Genomic DNA, 16,744 nt, shown 5'->3' on the forward strand with positions numbered 1-16,744 from the left:
TAAGACAGGTCTGCTATAGTCGGTTCAATCTAGTGTTGACACAAGAAATCCAAGCAGATCAAGCAGACCAAGCGCAGATAGTACGAGTAGCCCATCAAGCGAGAATGGACGATTTAGTCGATTTACATGAATGTGACTCTATCTTAATGAGGCAATAATACATGCTTGCTTTTCTGATAAGCAGACAAACCATCCGTACCTAGCTCACGTCCGATACCACTTTGTTTAAACCCGCCCCACCCAGTTTCAGGCAACACAATTTGTTGCTCATTAATCCAAATATGGCCAGCCTGAATTTGTAGCGCTATCTCCAGCGCTTTGGTTTCATCAGCACTGACAATAGAAGCTGCCAAGGCAAACTTACTATCGTTGGCTAAAGCGATGGCTTTTGCTTCCTCTGCAAAGGTTTTACATACTAATACTGGTCCAAAGATCTCTTCTAACCATAACTGACTGGTCACTGGTACGTCCGTATAAATCGTTGGCTTCACAAAGTACCCTGAGCTTGCTACTGTCTCACCACCTGTCAGACACTCAATGTTTTCATTCACTGCAATATCAAAGTATTTTTTTACTTGATTGAGCTGCTGTTCACTAACCATTGGGCCAATTTGCGTATCCGCAGCGAAGCCATCACCTATTTTGAGGCTTTCTGTCTTGGCCTTCAACGTTTCAAATAATGAATGAGCAATGTCTTTATGAACGAGCAACCTTGAAGTGGCCGAACATATTTGACCGGCATTTGTAAATATACCGCCGATGATTAAATCACAAGCGTAATCGATATCTGCATCCGCACATACGACAATGGCAGACTTACCGCCAAGCTCTAGGCTGATATCCTTGATACCTTTTGCCGCTTGGGTCATGACTTTTTCACCGACTACGTTGCTACCAGTAAAGGAGACTTTATCAATTAGCGGGTGACTGGTCATGGCAGCGCCTACTTCAGCTGCACCGGGTAGGATATTGACCACCCCTTTTGGCAGTCCTACCTCAGATAAAATATTGCCCAACATTAGCTCTGGCAATAATGTCACCTCAGATGGCTTTAAGATCACAGTGCAACCTGCTGCTATGGCTGGCGCTACCTTCCAAGCGGTCGTAACCATTGGAAAATTCCAAGGCACGATAAGGGAACAAATACCAACAGGTGCATAGGTCTTTAGCAAGCGTATGCCTGATTCGAGCGTTGACACTTCAGACCAAGTGGGCTGCTCTATGATGAGGTTGGCATAATAACGATAGCAAGCAATAGCATCACTGACGTCTATTTTTGCTTCTTCCGTCGGCTTACCATTATTTAATACAGACAACCCAACCAACTTATCAAACTGCTGTTCCATCACATCTGCAATGGCATTGAGATAGCCTGCGCGTTCGCTTACCGCCGTTTGTGACCAAGACGGATATGCTTGGCTAGCAGCGTTGACCGCCATGTCTACATGGGCTTGGGTGCACAAACAAGTAATGGCTATTATTTCGCCAGAATTTGAATCATACAAAGCATGGTTGTTTGTTTTATCAGCGTCGGCTTGGTCAGAGTCAGCAGTAAACGCTTCAATCGTCATCCAGTCTCCATTGATATAAGCGGCATTCAGCATCACTTCATCTTGGACGGTTTGTATGGCGCTTTCTCTACTTATTTCCTGAGAGTTCATCGTTTCCATCATGGTTAATTGCCTTTTATTTTCTTATAAAGTTATCTACATCTGCTGTTATATAAGTATTTTTTTATTCATTGAATATTTTTATGTCTAGCGCTCGTAATACTATTAACAAAATAATCGGCTTATCTGATTAAAGAAAAACCGATTATTTGCTTAGGCTAGATACTTTATCAATATTGGACGTGTTACTAATACAGCAGATGCGCCACAGACGTGATTACTACCAAGCTAATAATTGTACGAAGCATAAAGATTAAGAATAGCTCTAAGACATTAAGCTTAATGTTAGATTTTAAAATCAGCGCACCCACTTCAGACATATAAATAATCTGCGTAATAGAACAGGCACCAACGATAAATCGTGTCATCTCACTCTCGATACTTTTACCCACCAAGGCTGGCAAGTACATATCCGCAAAGCCCATAATCATGGCAGGTGCTGCTTTTGCTGCTTCTGGGATCTGTAACCATTCAAGCAAAGGTACTAGTGGTGTCGCTAACCAATTAAAGACAGGCGTGTACTCTGCTAGACCAAGTCCAATCGTACCGATAGCAAAAATCACAGGGATTAGGCCAAAGTAGATGTCAAACAAATTGTTTACACTGCGTTTGAACACCTGACCTAAGCTAGGCATAGAGTGTGCACGAGTCACCGCACGGTTCACTGCCCATTGATAAGTTGAATACTCAGCAGGGATCCCTTCATCTAGCATACTTTTGCCCGAATGATATGTATCAGGTTTGCGTGACAATGGCGGTATGCGCGGCATGATGATCGCAGCGATGAAACCAGTCAAAGCAATAGTCAGATAAAAGTAGACGAAATTGTTATCTACGCCGATGGTTTTTGCGACTACATAGGTAAAGGCAATAGACGTCACCGAAAAGGTCGTGGCAATGACGGCTGCTTCGCGCTGGCTATAGAAACTCTTGTCATACTCTTGCATGGTGACCAGCAAGCCAATAGAAGCTGCGCCAAACCAAGAAGACATCGCATCGACAGCAGAACGACCTGGTAGCTTGAAAAGCTTGATAAATACTTTACTGGCAAGCGTTCCCAAAAACTCCATCAAACCAAAGTCTGTCAAAAACGGCAGCGATAAAATAGCAAAGAAAAATAAAGGAATCAGAATAGGAATCAAGTCTTCAAAAATGACACCACCGGTATTACGGTTGATAATAAACTCAGGGCCGACTTGTAAAAAAATCATCCAAACAAACAACATGCCCAAGAAGCGAGTGGCTAACCAAAACCAATCAACATCAAAGAGCTTTTTTACTGGTGACTCTTCATGCAAAGTGGGTTTTAATACTTTGACCGCCAAAGCCCCTATGAAGGAAATCGATACGATCGCCATTGCGATATAGACCACAAACCCGCCTAACGCGGCTTGTAGCGTATCGGTCAACACACCCAATAAAATCGTGACCTTACCATCCCACTGAAACGGTATGATAAATAGCGCAATACCTAATGCTGAAAACAATAAAAACTTCCACATAGCCGCACGCCACTGTCCTGCTTTTGGTGTTTCTGGATCGACAGTATTATTCCCTAAAATCGGTTGCTGCGACTTATCCATATAGTTTGTCATTTCACTTCTCCTTAATGGGCGATGATTGCCAGTTTTTCCATTTTTCTGTCTGACCAATACCTGGGTTAAGCGAATTGGTTGGATCTAGTTTTTTATAAAAAGAATGTAATGCAGGTTTGGCGGTATATACATGGCCCACATTGTGCTCAGCAGGATACTCGATATGACGCTGATCATAAAACGCCAGTATGTCGTCCTTGAATTTTTTTGAATCTACTTCAGGATGTAGCAGGTAGTCTTGATGCATAACATGGCAGAAAAAATGCCCTAAATAAAAGGTCTTGCTTACCCGTTCTTGTAAGTGATTAGGCAAAGACTCATCCCAATCTACGGCATTCCGTGGCAAGGCAATATCGGTAGACAACAGCTCACCAAACTCTGTGTGGTTGAGGTTGTGATAACGGAACATAGCAGCCGTGGCAGCACTACGAAACACCAATAACGCTTGCGCTTCTTGTTCAGTACAAAGATGCAATGCGCCCTCATGCTGCTGCATATGCAACTGTAAAAATGCTTGCGCTGCGGCAATATGTTGATGACTGGCGCTATCGTTGCCGTCATCATTACCTTTCCCATTGTCACAACCATTTGCCACTTTGATAATCAAATGATAGCGATATGCTTGCGATTGCTTAGCCAAGGGTTTTGGCAACGATGGCGGCATAAAGACACTAGCCATCTGTAGCACACGGTCAGGCAAAGTCTGTGGCAATCGCCATTTGTCCAAATAATAGCCAATCTTCGTTTGTAGCCGATATAACTCGCCTATCTTGCTAGCAGGGAGTTTTCGCATGCTTAAGCATGTATCGCGACCATAACGCATGGTAATGTCGTTATAGTCTTTGTGCATATACTCTGCCAACACAGGCAGATTCAATGCACTTTTTAGCCACTGTTGCCTGAGCGTGGTCAAGGTATCTGCGTCATTGGTCGAGATGTAGAATGTTTGCTCTTGTGTCGGTTTGGCAAAGGTCGCCACTCGCACAGCAAATATGATGACTTTGCCTGCTGAACCAGACGCTTCATACAGACCATTAGGGTCATTGTTAAATCTAGCAGGTGTATCCGCTTCGCAATCACGTACTTTGTGTTGATACTGATGGTTGGTACAGGCTTTACTGTTCGCACTATCCAAATTTTCCTTGAACGTGCCAGCCTCTAGATTTTCAAGCATCTCCTCTGGATGTGTACCTAAATCAACCCCTAAATGGTTGATTAACTCAAACTGTCCTGAGGCATTGCGTCGGGCAAACAGCGACATCTCGGTATACGCAGGTCCACGTTGCACCAGCATACCGCCAGAGCTGTTACAGATACCACCTATCACAGAGGCACCGACACAGCTAGAGCCCAACACTGAATGTGGCTCACGCCCTAAAGGCGCAAGGGTAGACTCTAATTGCTGCAGGGTCGCCGCTGGCAAGGCAATGAGTTCTGTCGCCTCATTGAGTAAGTGCACACCGCGCAATGACTGCATCGAGATAACCACCAGTGGTCTATCATACTCACCATAAGGTGTTGAGCCACCTGTTAGGCCAGTGTTGGCCGCTTGAGCGATAATAATCGTATCCGCTGCTGCACAAAGATTAATGACACGCCATAGAGTTACTAAACTGTCTGGGGTCACGACAGCCAACACATTATCTGCACTCGCTTCTATAGCACCTTGTACATAAGACTGCTGTTGGCTCGGCTTTGTCATTACATTGGACACGCCAGCAACGGTCACTAAGTCTGCTAACAAGCTCGCCTGCGATACATTCAAACTATTAGACGAGTGGTGAACATTTAACATTACAGGCGTTTTTCCTTGAGTGACCAGCCTTTCGTACATTTAAATCATTATTGTCAACTTAAGTCATTATCATCCGCTTAAGCCATTACCATTAACTAAAGCAGGTAAAGCTCTGCCCCATCTCAGTGACAAATGCATCGGTTTCATCAATCTCATAAATAATCGGTTGCTTACCGTTGATGTCTTGTTGCAAAGCTTCTAGCAATTGCTGTTTATCAGTAATTCTGCGATATCCAGCGCCAAATCCTGCTGCTAAAGGTTCAAAGTTCGGTGTCTTAATATTGACGCCAATCAATGGCAAACCACCCTCTTCCATATAGCGGCGAATTTCACCATAACCTTGGTTATTCCATAGTAGGACAATCAAGGGTAGTTCAAGCTCGGCGGCGCAGATGAGTTCTGCAATAGTAAACTGAATACCGCCGTCACCCATTAGGCTGACCACTGGCGATTTTGAGCCAACCATCGCTCCAATAGCAGCGGGCAAGCCATAACCTAACGTGCCAAACCCTGTCGATGAGTTAAACCATCTACGGGTCGCCAATGCTTCAAAGCCAAGATTGCCACTATAGACAGTTTGTGTCGAGTCACCAACGAAGATGACGTCTTTCACTTCATCGCGAATAAGTTGAAGCAGTGCATTTTGACCAGCAAATTCTGGCGTCATATCTGCTAACAATGCCTGCTTTGCCTCAGCGACTCGCACTGCTGCTTGATTATCCAACTTCTGACTTTCTAAACGTGTGCAGAGTCCGCTAACGGCCATTTGCGCATCGGACAATACCGCGATATCGGCTCTAAAAGGACGATGCAGTTGCTGAGCATCACAGTCGATACGAATCAACGTGCCATTGATTTTAAACTCGCCATTAAAGAAGACATCATAGTCCGTCTCACCAAGCTCAGTACCAATGGCCAATACCAAATCAGCCTCGGTGATAACGGCTCGACCTGCCGCTAATGACTGGTTGCTGCCTAAACTCAACGGATGAGCAGGTGGTAATAAACCTTTGGCATTAATCGTCAAAAACGTCGGCGCATCGATCAGCTCTGCCAGTTTCTGTGCCGAACTATCGACATCAACGCAGCCGCCACCATAAAGTAAGACCGGATTCTTTGCTGATTTTAGCGTCTCAACGATTAAATCAAGCTGCGCAGGATTAGGCAGTGGTCTCATGACTTGTGGTAGCGTTAGAGCGACACTATCAGCTTGGCTAGCTTTAGAGTCGTTTATGCTAGGCGGCTTAGCCACGTGGCTGGCATCGGCAGTGATAACATCAATAGGCAACTGAATGTGTACTGGTCCCGGACGTGCACCATTGAATAGAGCAAAGGCTTCTGCGATGACTTTCGGTAGTGCTTCTGGTTGCCAGATGGTCTTGCTCGTGAGTGCAACTTTACTGACCATGCCCTGCTGGTCATGCAGCTCATGTAAGTGCCCTTCCTCACTACCGGTATCTTTTACTTTATTCACACTAGATATCACTAGCATCGGTATAGAGTCAGCGAGTGCCTGTGCCATTGCCGTCATGATATTGGTCATACCAGGGCCAGTAATAATGAAACAAACCCCAATCTTTCCAGAAGCACGGTAGTAGCCATCCGCCATAAACCCAGCGCCTTGCTCATGACGCGGTGTTACGTGACGAATATCAGTATTAGGCAGGCCACGATACAGCTCTACTGTGTGCACGCCTGGGATACCAAATACAGTCTCTACACCATAATATTCTAGCCATTGTACTAGCAGCTCACCGCAGGTTAGAGATGGGACTGTAGATACGTCAGAAGACATTTGCGTCAATTGGGTCATGAGTTTTTCATCCTGAAAAATGTAATAAGTATTAAGTTAAGATTTTTATATTGGTTCGCGATTTTTTTAAATATGTCTTAAATGCTATCAATCACAAACCATGGTGACGTAACCAATCATCAATCATGATATTTAAACGTTTGCCTGAGAAGCTAGGGAAATGACCACCGTGGACAACTCGTACAGGCAATGCATTTAAGCGGCGCATACTCTTGGCATAATCAGACATATTACTGTGCCATGTATCTTCGATTAATGGACCGTCATAGATAAGATCACCAGAAATCAAAGTTTCGCTAGCAGCTTCCCACAAGGCGATACCACCTGGGGAGTGACCAGGCGTATGAATTACTTCAAATTGACGATTGCCCAAATCGATCACATCCCCATCCTCAAGTTGCATAATTTTCGCTGGGGCAGCGATTTTATAGCCACAATGAGCATAAGGCTCAGGAGGTAGCGCATCAAACATCTCATCATTGACAAACATATCAGCCAAGGTGCGAGCGTTGTCTGGCTCAGCGAGAATGTGGGCTTCAGCAGAATGTACATGACAGCATTCAAACTCATTTGCCGCGCCAATATGGTCAAAATGCGTATGACTGGCAACACCAACAATATCGCGATCAGCGAGCAAAGCAACGTGGCGGCGCAATGGTACAGCACCTAAGCCAAAATCTACTAATAAATCTCGCTGACTGCCTCGCACGTGCCACAGATTACAGCGAAAAAACGGCTTAATCCACGGCTCATCGATGAGCGTAATACCATCACTGAGGGTGGTTGTTCGATACCAGTTTTCTGGTTTGATACGTGGTAATAATTGCTCACTCATGAGTCCGCTCCATTAACAACATGAGTATCTTTAAGAACACGCAGGTCTTTAAGATAGTCTTGATGCGTGCGACTCTCATCAATGCAGGCGAGATCGATATCTACTATCATGGTGCCTGCCGATAAACCAAGTCTACCGATTACCTCACCATCAGGACCAGCGACGATGCTATTCCCACAGTAATGAAGCGTTTCTTCCATACCTGAGCGGTTGATACAAGCAACAAAACATTGATTGTCCATTGCTCGCGCGCGGATTTGTAGCACCTGACGCTCTGCATTTGGCAACATATTTGCCGTAGGTGATAATATGATTTGCGCCCCTGCTTGCGCCAGCTCTCTTGCTACTTCTGGAAACTCATTGTCATAGCAAATCATCACTCCTAATTTACCGAATCGAGTATCCACCACACAAGATTGCTTACCTGCGGCAAAGAAGTCATTTTCGCGATCCCATAAATGTCGCTTATGATAAGTGGCAAGGTGCTGACCGTTGTCATCTAACAATACAGCAGCGTTGCTCAACTCACCATTAGCCCCCTGCTCAGCCAGACCAAATAGCAAATGCACGTTGTATTTATCAGCAAGCTTGGCAGCTTCGGTGACGATTGGACCGTCGATCGCTTCAGCGAGATCATCAAGGCGCTCAAAGATGTTGTAGCCTGTAAATGCTAGCTCTGGCAGGGCCAATAAATCCACTTTAGCTTCTGCTGCTAAGCGACAGAGTGACTCCAATACTGCTAAATTAACAGTAGGCTCAGCCCATAAAGGATCCGTTTGAGCAATCATCAATCTCATAATGAAGGCTCCTTTTGAGCAGAAGTGATCGCACTATTAGGACGAGTGAATAAAGTTGCACCTAACCAGTAGAGTCCACCAGTGATGATAAAGACGGGTAACGAGGCTCCAAAAGATGGCGGTGCTATCAAGGTCCAGTAAGCGGCAAGCGCTGCACCCATTATGTAAGCCACGATAGCAATTTTTGCAGTAGGACGGCCTAATTGCTTAGTAGAATTAAGCAGCTTTTCCGTATAGCCTTCTTGACCAACAAGATAGTAATCCACAATCATGACTGAGAATGCTGGAATGAACAGTGCACCGACGATTAACAAGAAGTTTTGGAACTGATCTAAAATACCAGGAATCAGTGCACCAAAAATAGTGACTAAACCAATGATAAGTGCAGGTTTCCAAAAGCTCATATTAGGTGCGATGTTCATACATGATAGCGTGGCGCTATACACGGCCATCACATTGGTTGTCATGACTGAGAAGAAAATAACCAGTGCAGCGGGTAAACCAAAACCAAACTCAGCGAGCAAGCGAGTCGGATCATAAGTCTGCTCCATGCCGTTTAGAATAGAAAGCCCTGAAATTGTCGCACCCAAGCCCATGGCAACGATGGCCGCTATGATATAACCAAAGTAAGTACCCCATACTGCGATTTTAGATGTCTTACAATTGCGATTGTAGTCAGCTGCTGAGGACATCCACGAAAATGCAGTGGCGATGACGATATCAAAAGCGATACCTAGCGTAATACCATTACGCGATTCAACGGGCATCTCAAACAGTGTAGACACATCATAATGCTGATTTAACTGATAGAGCACCACCACTGTAAGACCTGCCATTGCTAATGCAGCCCAGCGTTCGACAAGCTCGATACCGAGATGACCACGTAATACAATCAACACCACGACTGTCTCACACAGAATGACAAATAGTGGCAGATTGCTATAACCTGTGGTAGCTTCAACGGCATAGTTAAGGCTCATACCAGCGAGCAAAGCCTGAATACAGCTCCACGCGATGAGCACACCCATGTTTACCAGTGAAATCAACTGACTACCCAGTGGCCCATAAGCTCTACGCGTTAGCGCCATTGAAGGCAGGCCAGTTCGCTGACCCATCAGGCCAACTAATAGTAGCGGAATGGCACCGATTAATGAGCCAATGAGTACCGTCGTTATAGCCGTGGTAAACCGTAAATCAGGGACTAATAACATACCAGTTAGAATAGTCGTGACGACGATATTGGCACCGAACCACAGTGCAAACGTACCAATCGAACCTAAACTGTGTCCAGCCTCATTTGGAGAGAGCGTATCTTGACCAAAAAATGAAGAAGGTTTACTCATGAGCATCTTCCTTAACCGAGTTGTATTCATACCAGCAAGCCAATTGTACTGGTGACGATGCAGCTATCCGGTCATATATCATATTTGGATAGCTACCCTATGCTCCTAATTTAACCAACAAGAGAGAGCTACTACCCCACCCCTTTATGGTTATCATTGCGAGACACTCTACTAGTAAACAGCTTTGACCTTATCGTCATAACGCACACCCGGTAAAATGCATAGCATCTCAAACAATAAGTTCGCAGCCAGTACAGAGGTGTTACCAAATGGGTCATAAGGTGGCGATACTTCAACCAAATCGCCGCCGACTACATCTAGACCGCGCATACCACGAATGATTTCGATACCCTGAGTAGACGTCAGACCACCGATTTCAGCAGTACCAGTACCTGGTGCAAATGCAGGGTCAATACCATCAATGTCAAAGCTTAAGTAGACAGGACCGTCACCTAGTTTTTCACGTACTTCTGCCATCAGCGGGGCCAATGACTTGTACCAACACTCTTCAGCCGGCACAACGCGAAAGCCCTGCTCGGTTGACCAGTCAAACTCTTCAGCGCTATAACCTGTACCACGCAGACCGATTTGTACCACACGGTTGCCATCGATTAGATTTTCTTCGACAGCACGGCGAAACGGTGTGCCATGGGCAATTTTTTCGCCAAACATATCATCATTGATATCCGCATGAGCATCGATATGCACCATGCCGACAGGGCCATGTTTTTTGGCAAGTGCGCGTAAGATAGGAAGTGCGATGGTATGATCGCCACCCAACGTTAATGGAATGGCACCATGTTTAACGATTTTATCGGTATAGAATTTTTCGATGATATCGACGCTTTTTAGGAGGTTAAACGTGTTGATAGGTACATCACCAATATCAGCGACTTGTAATGATTCAAAAGGAGCAGCGCGAGTGGCCACATTGTAAGGACGAATCATACGTGACTCATCACGAATCTGTCTTGGGCCTAGTCTCGCACCGCTACGGTTCGATGCACCGATATCTAAAGGCACACCTACAAACGCGACATCTAACCCTTCGGCATCTGCCTGAGTTGGCAGACGCATCATAGTGGCGAAACCGCCAAATCTTGGCATCTCGTTACCGCTTAGTGGCTGATTGAAGCTCATAAATCACGTCCTTATTACCTGTTAATTAAAATACACAATTTGCTACATACCCTTGACAATACCTAAATATAAGACAGCAAACCATGGTAAAATTTAGAAGTAAACTTCTGAATTTTCGTAGTAAAGCAGACTTATACGTTATTAGCAGAAGTTTGTTGAAGAGAGTATTTATCGGAGGATGAATCTTGATATTAGATGAGTTGATAAAAATAGATGTAAAAACCCTACGTAGCTTTATGGCCATCGTAGACTGTCAAGGGGTGACAGCAGCTCAGACGCGCCTAAATGTCACCCCTTCGGTGATTAGCGGTCATTTAACACATTTAGAAGACCGTTTGGGCATGACATTATGCCATCGTGGTCGCGCAGGATTTAAGCTGACAGAAGATGGCGCAGCGGTTTATGAGGCTTGTGTGGCCTTTACCGAATCGGTCGCCAACTTTCAACATCAGCTGCATTATATTCAGCAACTAGACTCTGTTCATGGCGGTCATATTAGACTGTGCCTAACCGATCAAATGCCTAAGTTTTTTTATGACGTGCTTCGACAACGGCTTGCGAACAGCTACCGTAACAATCCACTGATACATTTTTCTATCGACGTACAAAGCCCTGAAAGCATGTTAGAGAAACTGCTCAGTAACGAAAGTGATATTGGGGTCGGTTATTTTGGCAGCTTTCCACCACTACTGACGTTTAAGCCAGCATTTGTAGAGAGACAGGTCGTTTGCTGCGGACGCGAGCACCGGTTATTTTACAATTCAGAAGATTTGACATTAGAAGACTTAGAACAAAACCATCCGTGGATAAAAAGAGGCTATATTACTGATGTCAGCATCCATCATGTACGCCCCAAAACATTAAGCGCCACGACGTATCATATGGAGGCTACTGCACAGTTGATTCTGGCCGGCCACCATGTTGGCTACTTGCCTCGTGACCTAGCCATGCGCTACGAAAGAGAAGGTTTGATGAAAATATTACTGCGAGAGGAAGCCAGTTATGCCGTCGAGCACCATTGGGCGTATCGGCAGAACCAGCACAAACACATTGCTGACTTTTTGAATAAAATGATGAATTTATTGTAGGCTATAAATCACTGACTTATAGTGGGTGACTCTCGGTGTTTTAAGCCAATGGTTCGCAGTCTGCCTTTGTCATCTACTTCTTTGATGACCAATGACCATTCGTCGCTTATGACAACAGTGTCACCAGAGACTGGTGCGGTAGCCAAACGTTGCTTTACATACTCAGCGACCGTCTGATCCCACATACTTTTTGAGCCGTCTTTAGGTTTTGGTTTTAGGTTATCCACTAGAGATTCAGACGTCATCGCGCCAGTAAAAAATGGCAAATCGCCGAGTTTGACACTGGGTGATAGCAGCCAATCTCCATAAAAATCATCAATCGCTTTATGATTCAAAGTCGTGTCATTAAAGATTTTGGCAATCTTGCTGGCATGATTGCCTCGCATTGCATACCAGACGCTATCACCAAATTTCAGCTTCGTCTCTTCATCAGTAACGACGATCTGCTGTCCACGTACCAGTGCAAAAATACGAATCTCATCAGGGTTGACACGTTTAGAGATCTCTAAGGGATGTCGACCGATAGCGAAAGCGCCTGATTTAACTTCGAACTCATACAAAGTAATACTGGCTTTATCGGATACCCAAACTTCGTGTTCTTCTTTTGGGTCTTGGTTGGTTGGAATACGTACCTTAAACAAATTCGCCATGATAGGAATGGTCGTTCCTTGTAAAATCAAAGACACAACGACCACACCAAAAGCAATATCGAACAGCATAAAAGCATTGTCTATGCCTGCCATCACCGGTAAGAGAGCCAATGTAATAGGTACCGCACCACGCAGTCCAACCCAAGAAATAAAGCCGATCTCTCTGTCTTTAAATTTGAATGGTTTCACACTGGTATATACGGCAATAGGACGAGCAACGAAGATCATAAAGGCTGCTATCGCTACTGAATAGTGCCAGACATTGAGAACATTCGATGGCGTGACCAATAGCCCTAATACGACAAAAAGCACCGCTTGTGATAACCATGCAAAGCTATCCATCACTCGCATCACATGCTCAGTCGAGCGCACTTTGTGATTGCCAATCATAACACCCGTGAGGTACACCGCCAAAAACCCACTACCGCCCAACATATTGGTAGCCGCAAAAACGGCCAAGCCCGCAGACAGGATTAAAATAGCATACATACCCTCTGCCAAATGCACCTTGGGCAATAGCCGAGATAGCAAATAACCAAAAAGCAACCCCATGCCCAAACCAACGCCCAACTGCTGCAATAGCAAACCCAAAAATCCAAGTACGCTCTGACCATCCGGATCCACATTTAGAGCAATCAAACCAGTGACCAATAAGATAGCCAATGGATCGTTACCACCGGACTCCAGCTCAAGCGTGGCTTGGACGCGATCGTTAAGCTTGACGCCACCATTACGTAATAGAGAGAATACCGCTGCCGCATCGGTCGAACCAACAATGGCCGCCATAAGCAAACCAAAGCGCCAATCGACATCGAGCAACCAAGTAACGAATATCCCGAGCACCATGACCGTGGCTAGCACGCCCCATGTGGCCAGCGTAATCGCAGGCTTTAGTCCGACTCGAAATGACTTAAAAGAAGTACGCAGACCACCATCTAGCAAAATACAAGCTAAAGCTGCCTGCCCGACGAAATTGGCCAACGCATATTGAGAAAACTCAATCCCTAAGATACCTTGCTCACCAGCCAACATGCCTACTATCAAAAACAATAGTAACAATGGAACACCCAAGCGCGCTGACAATGTACTGGCCATAATACTGGCAAAAATTAACAATGCTCCTACGAGATATAGGATATTTAAGGTATCCATCTTTTTTTAAGCCCTATTTTTATCAATGGTGATGAATTAAGTTGGTGCGAAAATATTACAATTTAATCTTTTATCTTTGTTAGAGCGTGTCTTCAATTCACTCGATAGTCATCTCAATGGGCTAGTAGACTCCACATCTAGATATAGTCGATTCAATTTAAAAATAGTACAAAGCAACCGAGTGTAGTTGTAACTGTGATACTTCAAGCGAGGGTAACGCTGTCACTCTTTTATAGAGGATTAACTATCCTAAAAATATCATTAAGAATAACATCTACTATCATGTCTATAAAAACTATCTATAAAGATTTTTACTAGCATTTTCTTTTAATTTAATCATGATAATACAAGTGAGTTTGATGACATGACTTAAGGACTTTAAATACAGTTGGAGCTATTTCTCATACTGTTTTAGACGCTCTCTTCAATACTGGCTATGCTTGTATGTATTGCCACGTAAGCACTAAAATAGCCGCAGCAATCATCCAAGCGACCACCCCTAGCATTAATGCTTTATATAAGCTGACATAGCCAATGCTAAAAAATACCACAAAAGTATAGATAAGATGAGGTATGACGCCGAGCATGCTAAATATCAAGGCGACTTTTAAATCAGCAGGGCTACGCTCGGTACCAACAATGAAATGGCTGATTAAAGTAAATGTGGGAAAAAGCGGCGCAAGTGCTGCCAAATAGAAAAATCGAGTTTGTGCAAATAATTGAATCGCCAATACCATCAAAGCACCAATAAGCATTTTTAGCCAAATCATGATGCGTTCTCTCCTGTCGCATATTAATCGCTTAATTTATCATGATAATGAGCGCACAGAACAAAATAGCTGATAATAAATAATGAGAATTCTAAAATACAAAAAAATCCCTACTTAGCATCATGCCAAATAGGGCTTTCACTGTCTAAAAACTAAAGAAAATTGATATAAAATTTAATTTCCTTCATACACTGCTACTCATTTAAGAAGGCTTTAGTGCCGCGCTGATGTCTGCTAATAATGGCGGGATATCATGTTTGTCGGCGATGACTTCTAGCATCACCAACTTATCCGTGGTCACTGCTGCTTTTTCGAGTGCTGCTTTCAACTCGCCAGCGGTCTCTACTTTGATCATCAAGCTGTTTTCTTCAGTCGCACCAAATGCTTGTGGCATCAACTGCCAATTGCATTTAGGAATATCATTGTAAGCTTGATTTTCACCATGAATTGCACGCTCTACCGTGTAGCCATCATTATTAATCAACACGATAACTGGATTGGTACGCTCTTGGATCATCACCGCGATTTCTTGAATAGTGAGTAAGGCAGAACCATCACCAATCAGCAACACACTACGCTTATCTGGCGAGGCAATGGCAGCACCCAAACTTGCGGGCAGCGTGTAACCAATCGAGCCCCACATTGGTTGCCCATAAGATGTAACACCCTGTGGCAAACGCACATCACTAATACCAAAGTAAGCCGTTCCTTGTTCAGAGAAAACCAAGTTATTATGATCTAAGTGGTCTGCAATAATGTGCCAAAGGTCGTCTTGGCGGATGGCTTCATCGTCTTTACCGTTTTGCTCATGAGGATTGACAGGCTCACAGAAAGGTTTTGGCACGATTTTGATACCAGAGGTCATGACTTCATGCAAGACTTGCAGCGCATCTTTTAGCGCAATCGGTGCAAAATTCTGACCACTAATTGACGCACGCTCATAATGCAAGTCTACTACCACATCTTCGTTGATATCTTGACTGAATCCTGCTGTAGTTGTATCCGTATATTGCACCCCTATTTTGATCAGGCACTCGCAGTTTTCTACTACGTCCTTGACCACAGGGCGTGAGGCGACGCCTGCATAAGTTCCTGCCCAGCGATTACTGTTTTCATCGAGCAGTGTTTTGCCCCAAGACAGCGTGGTATAAGGAATATCCGTATCAGCAATCAGTGCTTTAAGCTCATTTTGTAACCCCAAACGATGCACCATTAAATCTGCCATCAGCGTCGTGGTTTTGTTCGGTAAAAACGCTATAAGTGCTTGCTTGAAATCTGCCAATGCCGCTTGGCTGGTAATATCTTCTTGGCTGTCAATCAGCTTCGTGGTTGGTGGGTAAATGGGCATTTTTGCCACATCAGGTGATAGCAGCAGATAACCAGGACGATGTTTCTTAAGAATCAAGCGGATGACACGGTCAATTTCTGAAGCCGCGTTTTCTGGTGTAATTTGCGCTCGCGCCACAGTCACTGGCTCTACCATTTTAATAAAGTGATTGAATACGCCATCACCAAGCGAGTGATGAATACGGCGCTTTGAGTCTTGTAGCGCCGTACTTGGTGCGCCCACGATATGCAATACAGGCGCATACTCAGCAAAAGAGCCTGCCGTCGCATTAATCGCTGACAACTCCCCTACACCAAAAGTCGTGACCATAGCTGCAAACCCACGCTCACGTGCGTAGCCATCTGCAGCATAGCCAGCATTTAGCTCATTGGTATTGCCCACCCAGCGCAATTTATCAGAGGCAAGAATATTGTCTAAAAAAGTTAAGTTGAAATCACCAGGTACGCCAAATATCTCAGAGGCACCCGCTTCTGCGACACGATCAAACAAATAATCGGCGATGGTATATTGTTGTGTCATTTTTTATCCTTATAAATACTGATAATCTTTTATGGTTGAAGTGAATTATAATGAGTATTCCAGTCTATTTATCTCATGCAAATTTTTTGGAATGCATATTATAAGAAACTGTTATAACATATCTGTGCAGTTGTATGACATGCCTGTTTTGCTAACTTTAATTTTTTTTAACGTAAGTGTTGACAGGTAAAAAAAACTGCGTATAATACGCCTTCATCAACTGACGATA

At 44.3% G+C, this 16,744-nt stretch carries 12 protein-coding genes; 1 reads left to right on the top strand and 11 read right to left on the bottom strand.

The window, feature by feature from the left end:
• Positions 1-143: 143 nt before the first annotated feature.
• The 8 genes from I6E61_RS13605 to speB form a co-directional block, all read right to left on the bottom strand.
• The gene (locus tag I6E61_RS13605) at positions 144-1,673 is read right to left on the bottom strand and encodes an aldehyde dehydrogenase family protein (protein ID WP_227685951.1); all 1,530 of its coding nucleotides are present in this window, start codon (positions 1,671-1,673) and stop codon (positions 144-146) included.
• Between the two features lie 185 nt (positions 1,674-1,858).
• Positions 1,859-3,265, bottom strand: a complete 1,407-nt coding sequence (locus tag I6E61_RS13610; RefSeq protein WP_197135243.1) for a YjiH family protein — start codon at positions 3,263-3,265, stop codon at positions 1,859-1,861.
• 1 nt (position 3,266) lies between these two features.
• Entirely contained in the window at positions 3,267-5,060 is a 1,794-nt protein-coding gene (dld, locus tag I6E61_RS13615; protein WP_197135244.1) for a D-lactate dehydrogenase, read from the bottom strand.
• A gap of 91 nt (positions 5,061-5,151) precedes the next feature.
• Entirely contained in the window at positions 5,152-6,873 is a 1,722-nt protein-coding gene (locus I6E61_RS13620) for a 5-guanidino-2-oxopentanoate decarboxylase (RefSeq protein ID WP_197135245.1), read from the bottom strand.
• A gap of 91 nt (positions 6,874-6,964) precedes the next feature.
• Positions 6,965-7,708 (bottom strand): MBL fold metallo-hydrolase, encoded by a 744-nt coding sequence (locus I6E61_RS13625; protein ID WP_197135246.1) that lies wholly within the window; start codon positions 7,706-7,708, stop codon positions 6,965-6,967.
• Positions 7,705-8,505, bottom strand: coding sequence for a carbon-nitrogen hydrolase family protein (locus tag I6E61_RS13630; RefSeq protein ID WP_197135247.1), 801 nt, complete (start codon positions 8,503-8,505; stop codon positions 7,705-7,707). The genes I6E61_RS13625 and I6E61_RS13630 overlap by 4 nt, the downstream gene beginning before the upstream one ends.
• Positions 8,502-9,848 carry a cytosine permease gene (locus I6E61_RS13635; RefSeq protein ID WP_197135248.1) on the bottom strand — a complete coding sequence of 449 codons (1,347 nt, stop codon included), beginning with the start codon at positions 9,846-9,848 and terminating at the stop codon, positions 8,502-8,504. Before I6E61_RS13635 ends, I6E61_RS13630 begins: the two co-directional genes overlap by 4 nt.
• 171 nt (positions 9,849-10,019) lie before the next feature.
• On the bottom strand, positions 10,020-10,988 hold the full coding sequence (gene speB, locus I6E61_RS13640; RefSeq protein ID WP_194196800.1) for an agmatinase: 969 nt from the start codon (positions 10,986-10,988) through the stop codon (positions 10,020-10,022).
• Positions 10,989-11,173: 185 nt separating this feature from the next.
• Here speB and I6E61_RS13645 point away from each other — a divergent pair, with 185 nt between their 5' ends.
• Positions 11,174-12,076: a LysR family transcriptional regulator gene (locus I6E61_RS13645; RefSeq protein ID WP_227685952.1), complete on the top strand. Its 903-nt coding sequence runs from the start codon at positions 11,174-11,176 to the stop codon at positions 12,074-12,076.
• A gap of 8 nt (positions 12,077-12,084) precedes the next feature.
• On the opposite strand, the gene I6E61_RS13650 is transcribed toward I6E61_RS13645, so the two are convergent.
• From I6E61_RS13650 to I6E61_RS13660, 3 genes are all read right to left on the bottom strand, one after another.
• Positions 12,085-13,878, bottom strand: coding sequence for a potassium/proton antiporter (locus tag I6E61_RS13650; protein WP_197135249.1), 1,794 nt, complete (start codon positions 13,876-13,878; stop codon positions 12,085-12,087).
• 434 nt (positions 13,879-14,312) lie between these two features.
• On the bottom strand, positions 14,313-14,648 hold the full coding sequence (locus tag I6E61_RS13655) for a GlpM family protein (RefSeq protein ID WP_110922815.1): 336 nt from the start codon (positions 14,646-14,648) through the stop codon (positions 14,313-14,315).
• 202 nt (positions 14,649-14,850) lie between these two features.
• Positions 14,851-16,515, bottom strand: coding sequence for an alpha-keto acid decarboxylase family protein (locus I6E61_RS13660; RefSeq protein ID WP_197135250.1), 1,665 nt, complete (start codon positions 16,513-16,515; stop codon positions 14,851-14,853).
• Positions 16,516-16,744 lie beyond the last annotated feature (229 nt).

Source organism: Psychrobacter sp. NZS113 (genome assembly GCF_015864825.1).
In the GTDB taxonomy this organism is placed as follows: Bacteria; Pseudomonadota; Gammaproteobacteria; order Pseudomonadales; family Moraxellaceae; genus Psychrobacter.

Bases quoted from the DNA above. Each gene is read 5' to 3' on its own strand.
- I6E61_RS13605 (WP_227685951.1), bottom strand. From the start codon at position 1,673: ATGATGGAAACGATGAACTCTCAGGAAATAAGTAGAGAAAGCGCCATA.
- I6E61_RS13610 (WP_197135243.1), bottom strand. From the start codon at position 3,265: ATGACAAACTATATGGATAAGTCGCAGCAACCGATTTTAGGGAATAAT.
- dld (WP_197135244.1), bottom strand. From the start codon at position 5,060: ATGTTAAATGTTCACCACTCGTCTAATAGTTTGAATGTATCGCAGGCG.
- I6E61_RS13620 (WP_197135245.1), bottom strand. From the start codon at position 6,873: ATGACCCAATTGACGCAAATGTCTTCTGACGTATCTACAGTCCCATCT.
- I6E61_RS13625 (WP_197135246.1), bottom strand. From the start codon at position 7,708: ATGAGTGAGCAATTATTACCACGTATCAAACCAGAAAACTGGTATCGA.
- I6E61_RS13630 (WP_197135247.1), bottom strand. From the start codon at position 8,505: ATGAGATTGATGATTGCTCAAACGGATCCTTTATGGGCTGAGCCTACT.
- I6E61_RS13635 (WP_197135248.1), bottom strand. From the start codon at position 9,848: ATGAGTAAACCTTCTTCATTTTTTGGTCAAGATACGCTCTCTCCAAAT.
- speB (WP_194196800.1), bottom strand. From the start codon at position 10,988: ATGAGCTTCAATCAGCCACTAAGCGGTAACGAGATGCCAAGATTTGGC.
- I6E61_RS13650 (WP_197135249.1), bottom strand. From the start codon at position 13,878: ATGGATACCTTAAATATCCTATATCTCGTAGGAGCATTGTTAATTTTT.
- I6E61_RS13655 (WP_110922815.1), bottom strand. From the start codon at position 14,648: ATGATTTGGCTAAAAATGCTTATTGGTGCTTTGATGGTATTGGCGATT.
- I6E61_RS13660 (WP_197135250.1), bottom strand. From the start codon at position 16,515: ATGACACAACAATATACCATCGCCGATTATTTGTTTGATCGTGTCGCA.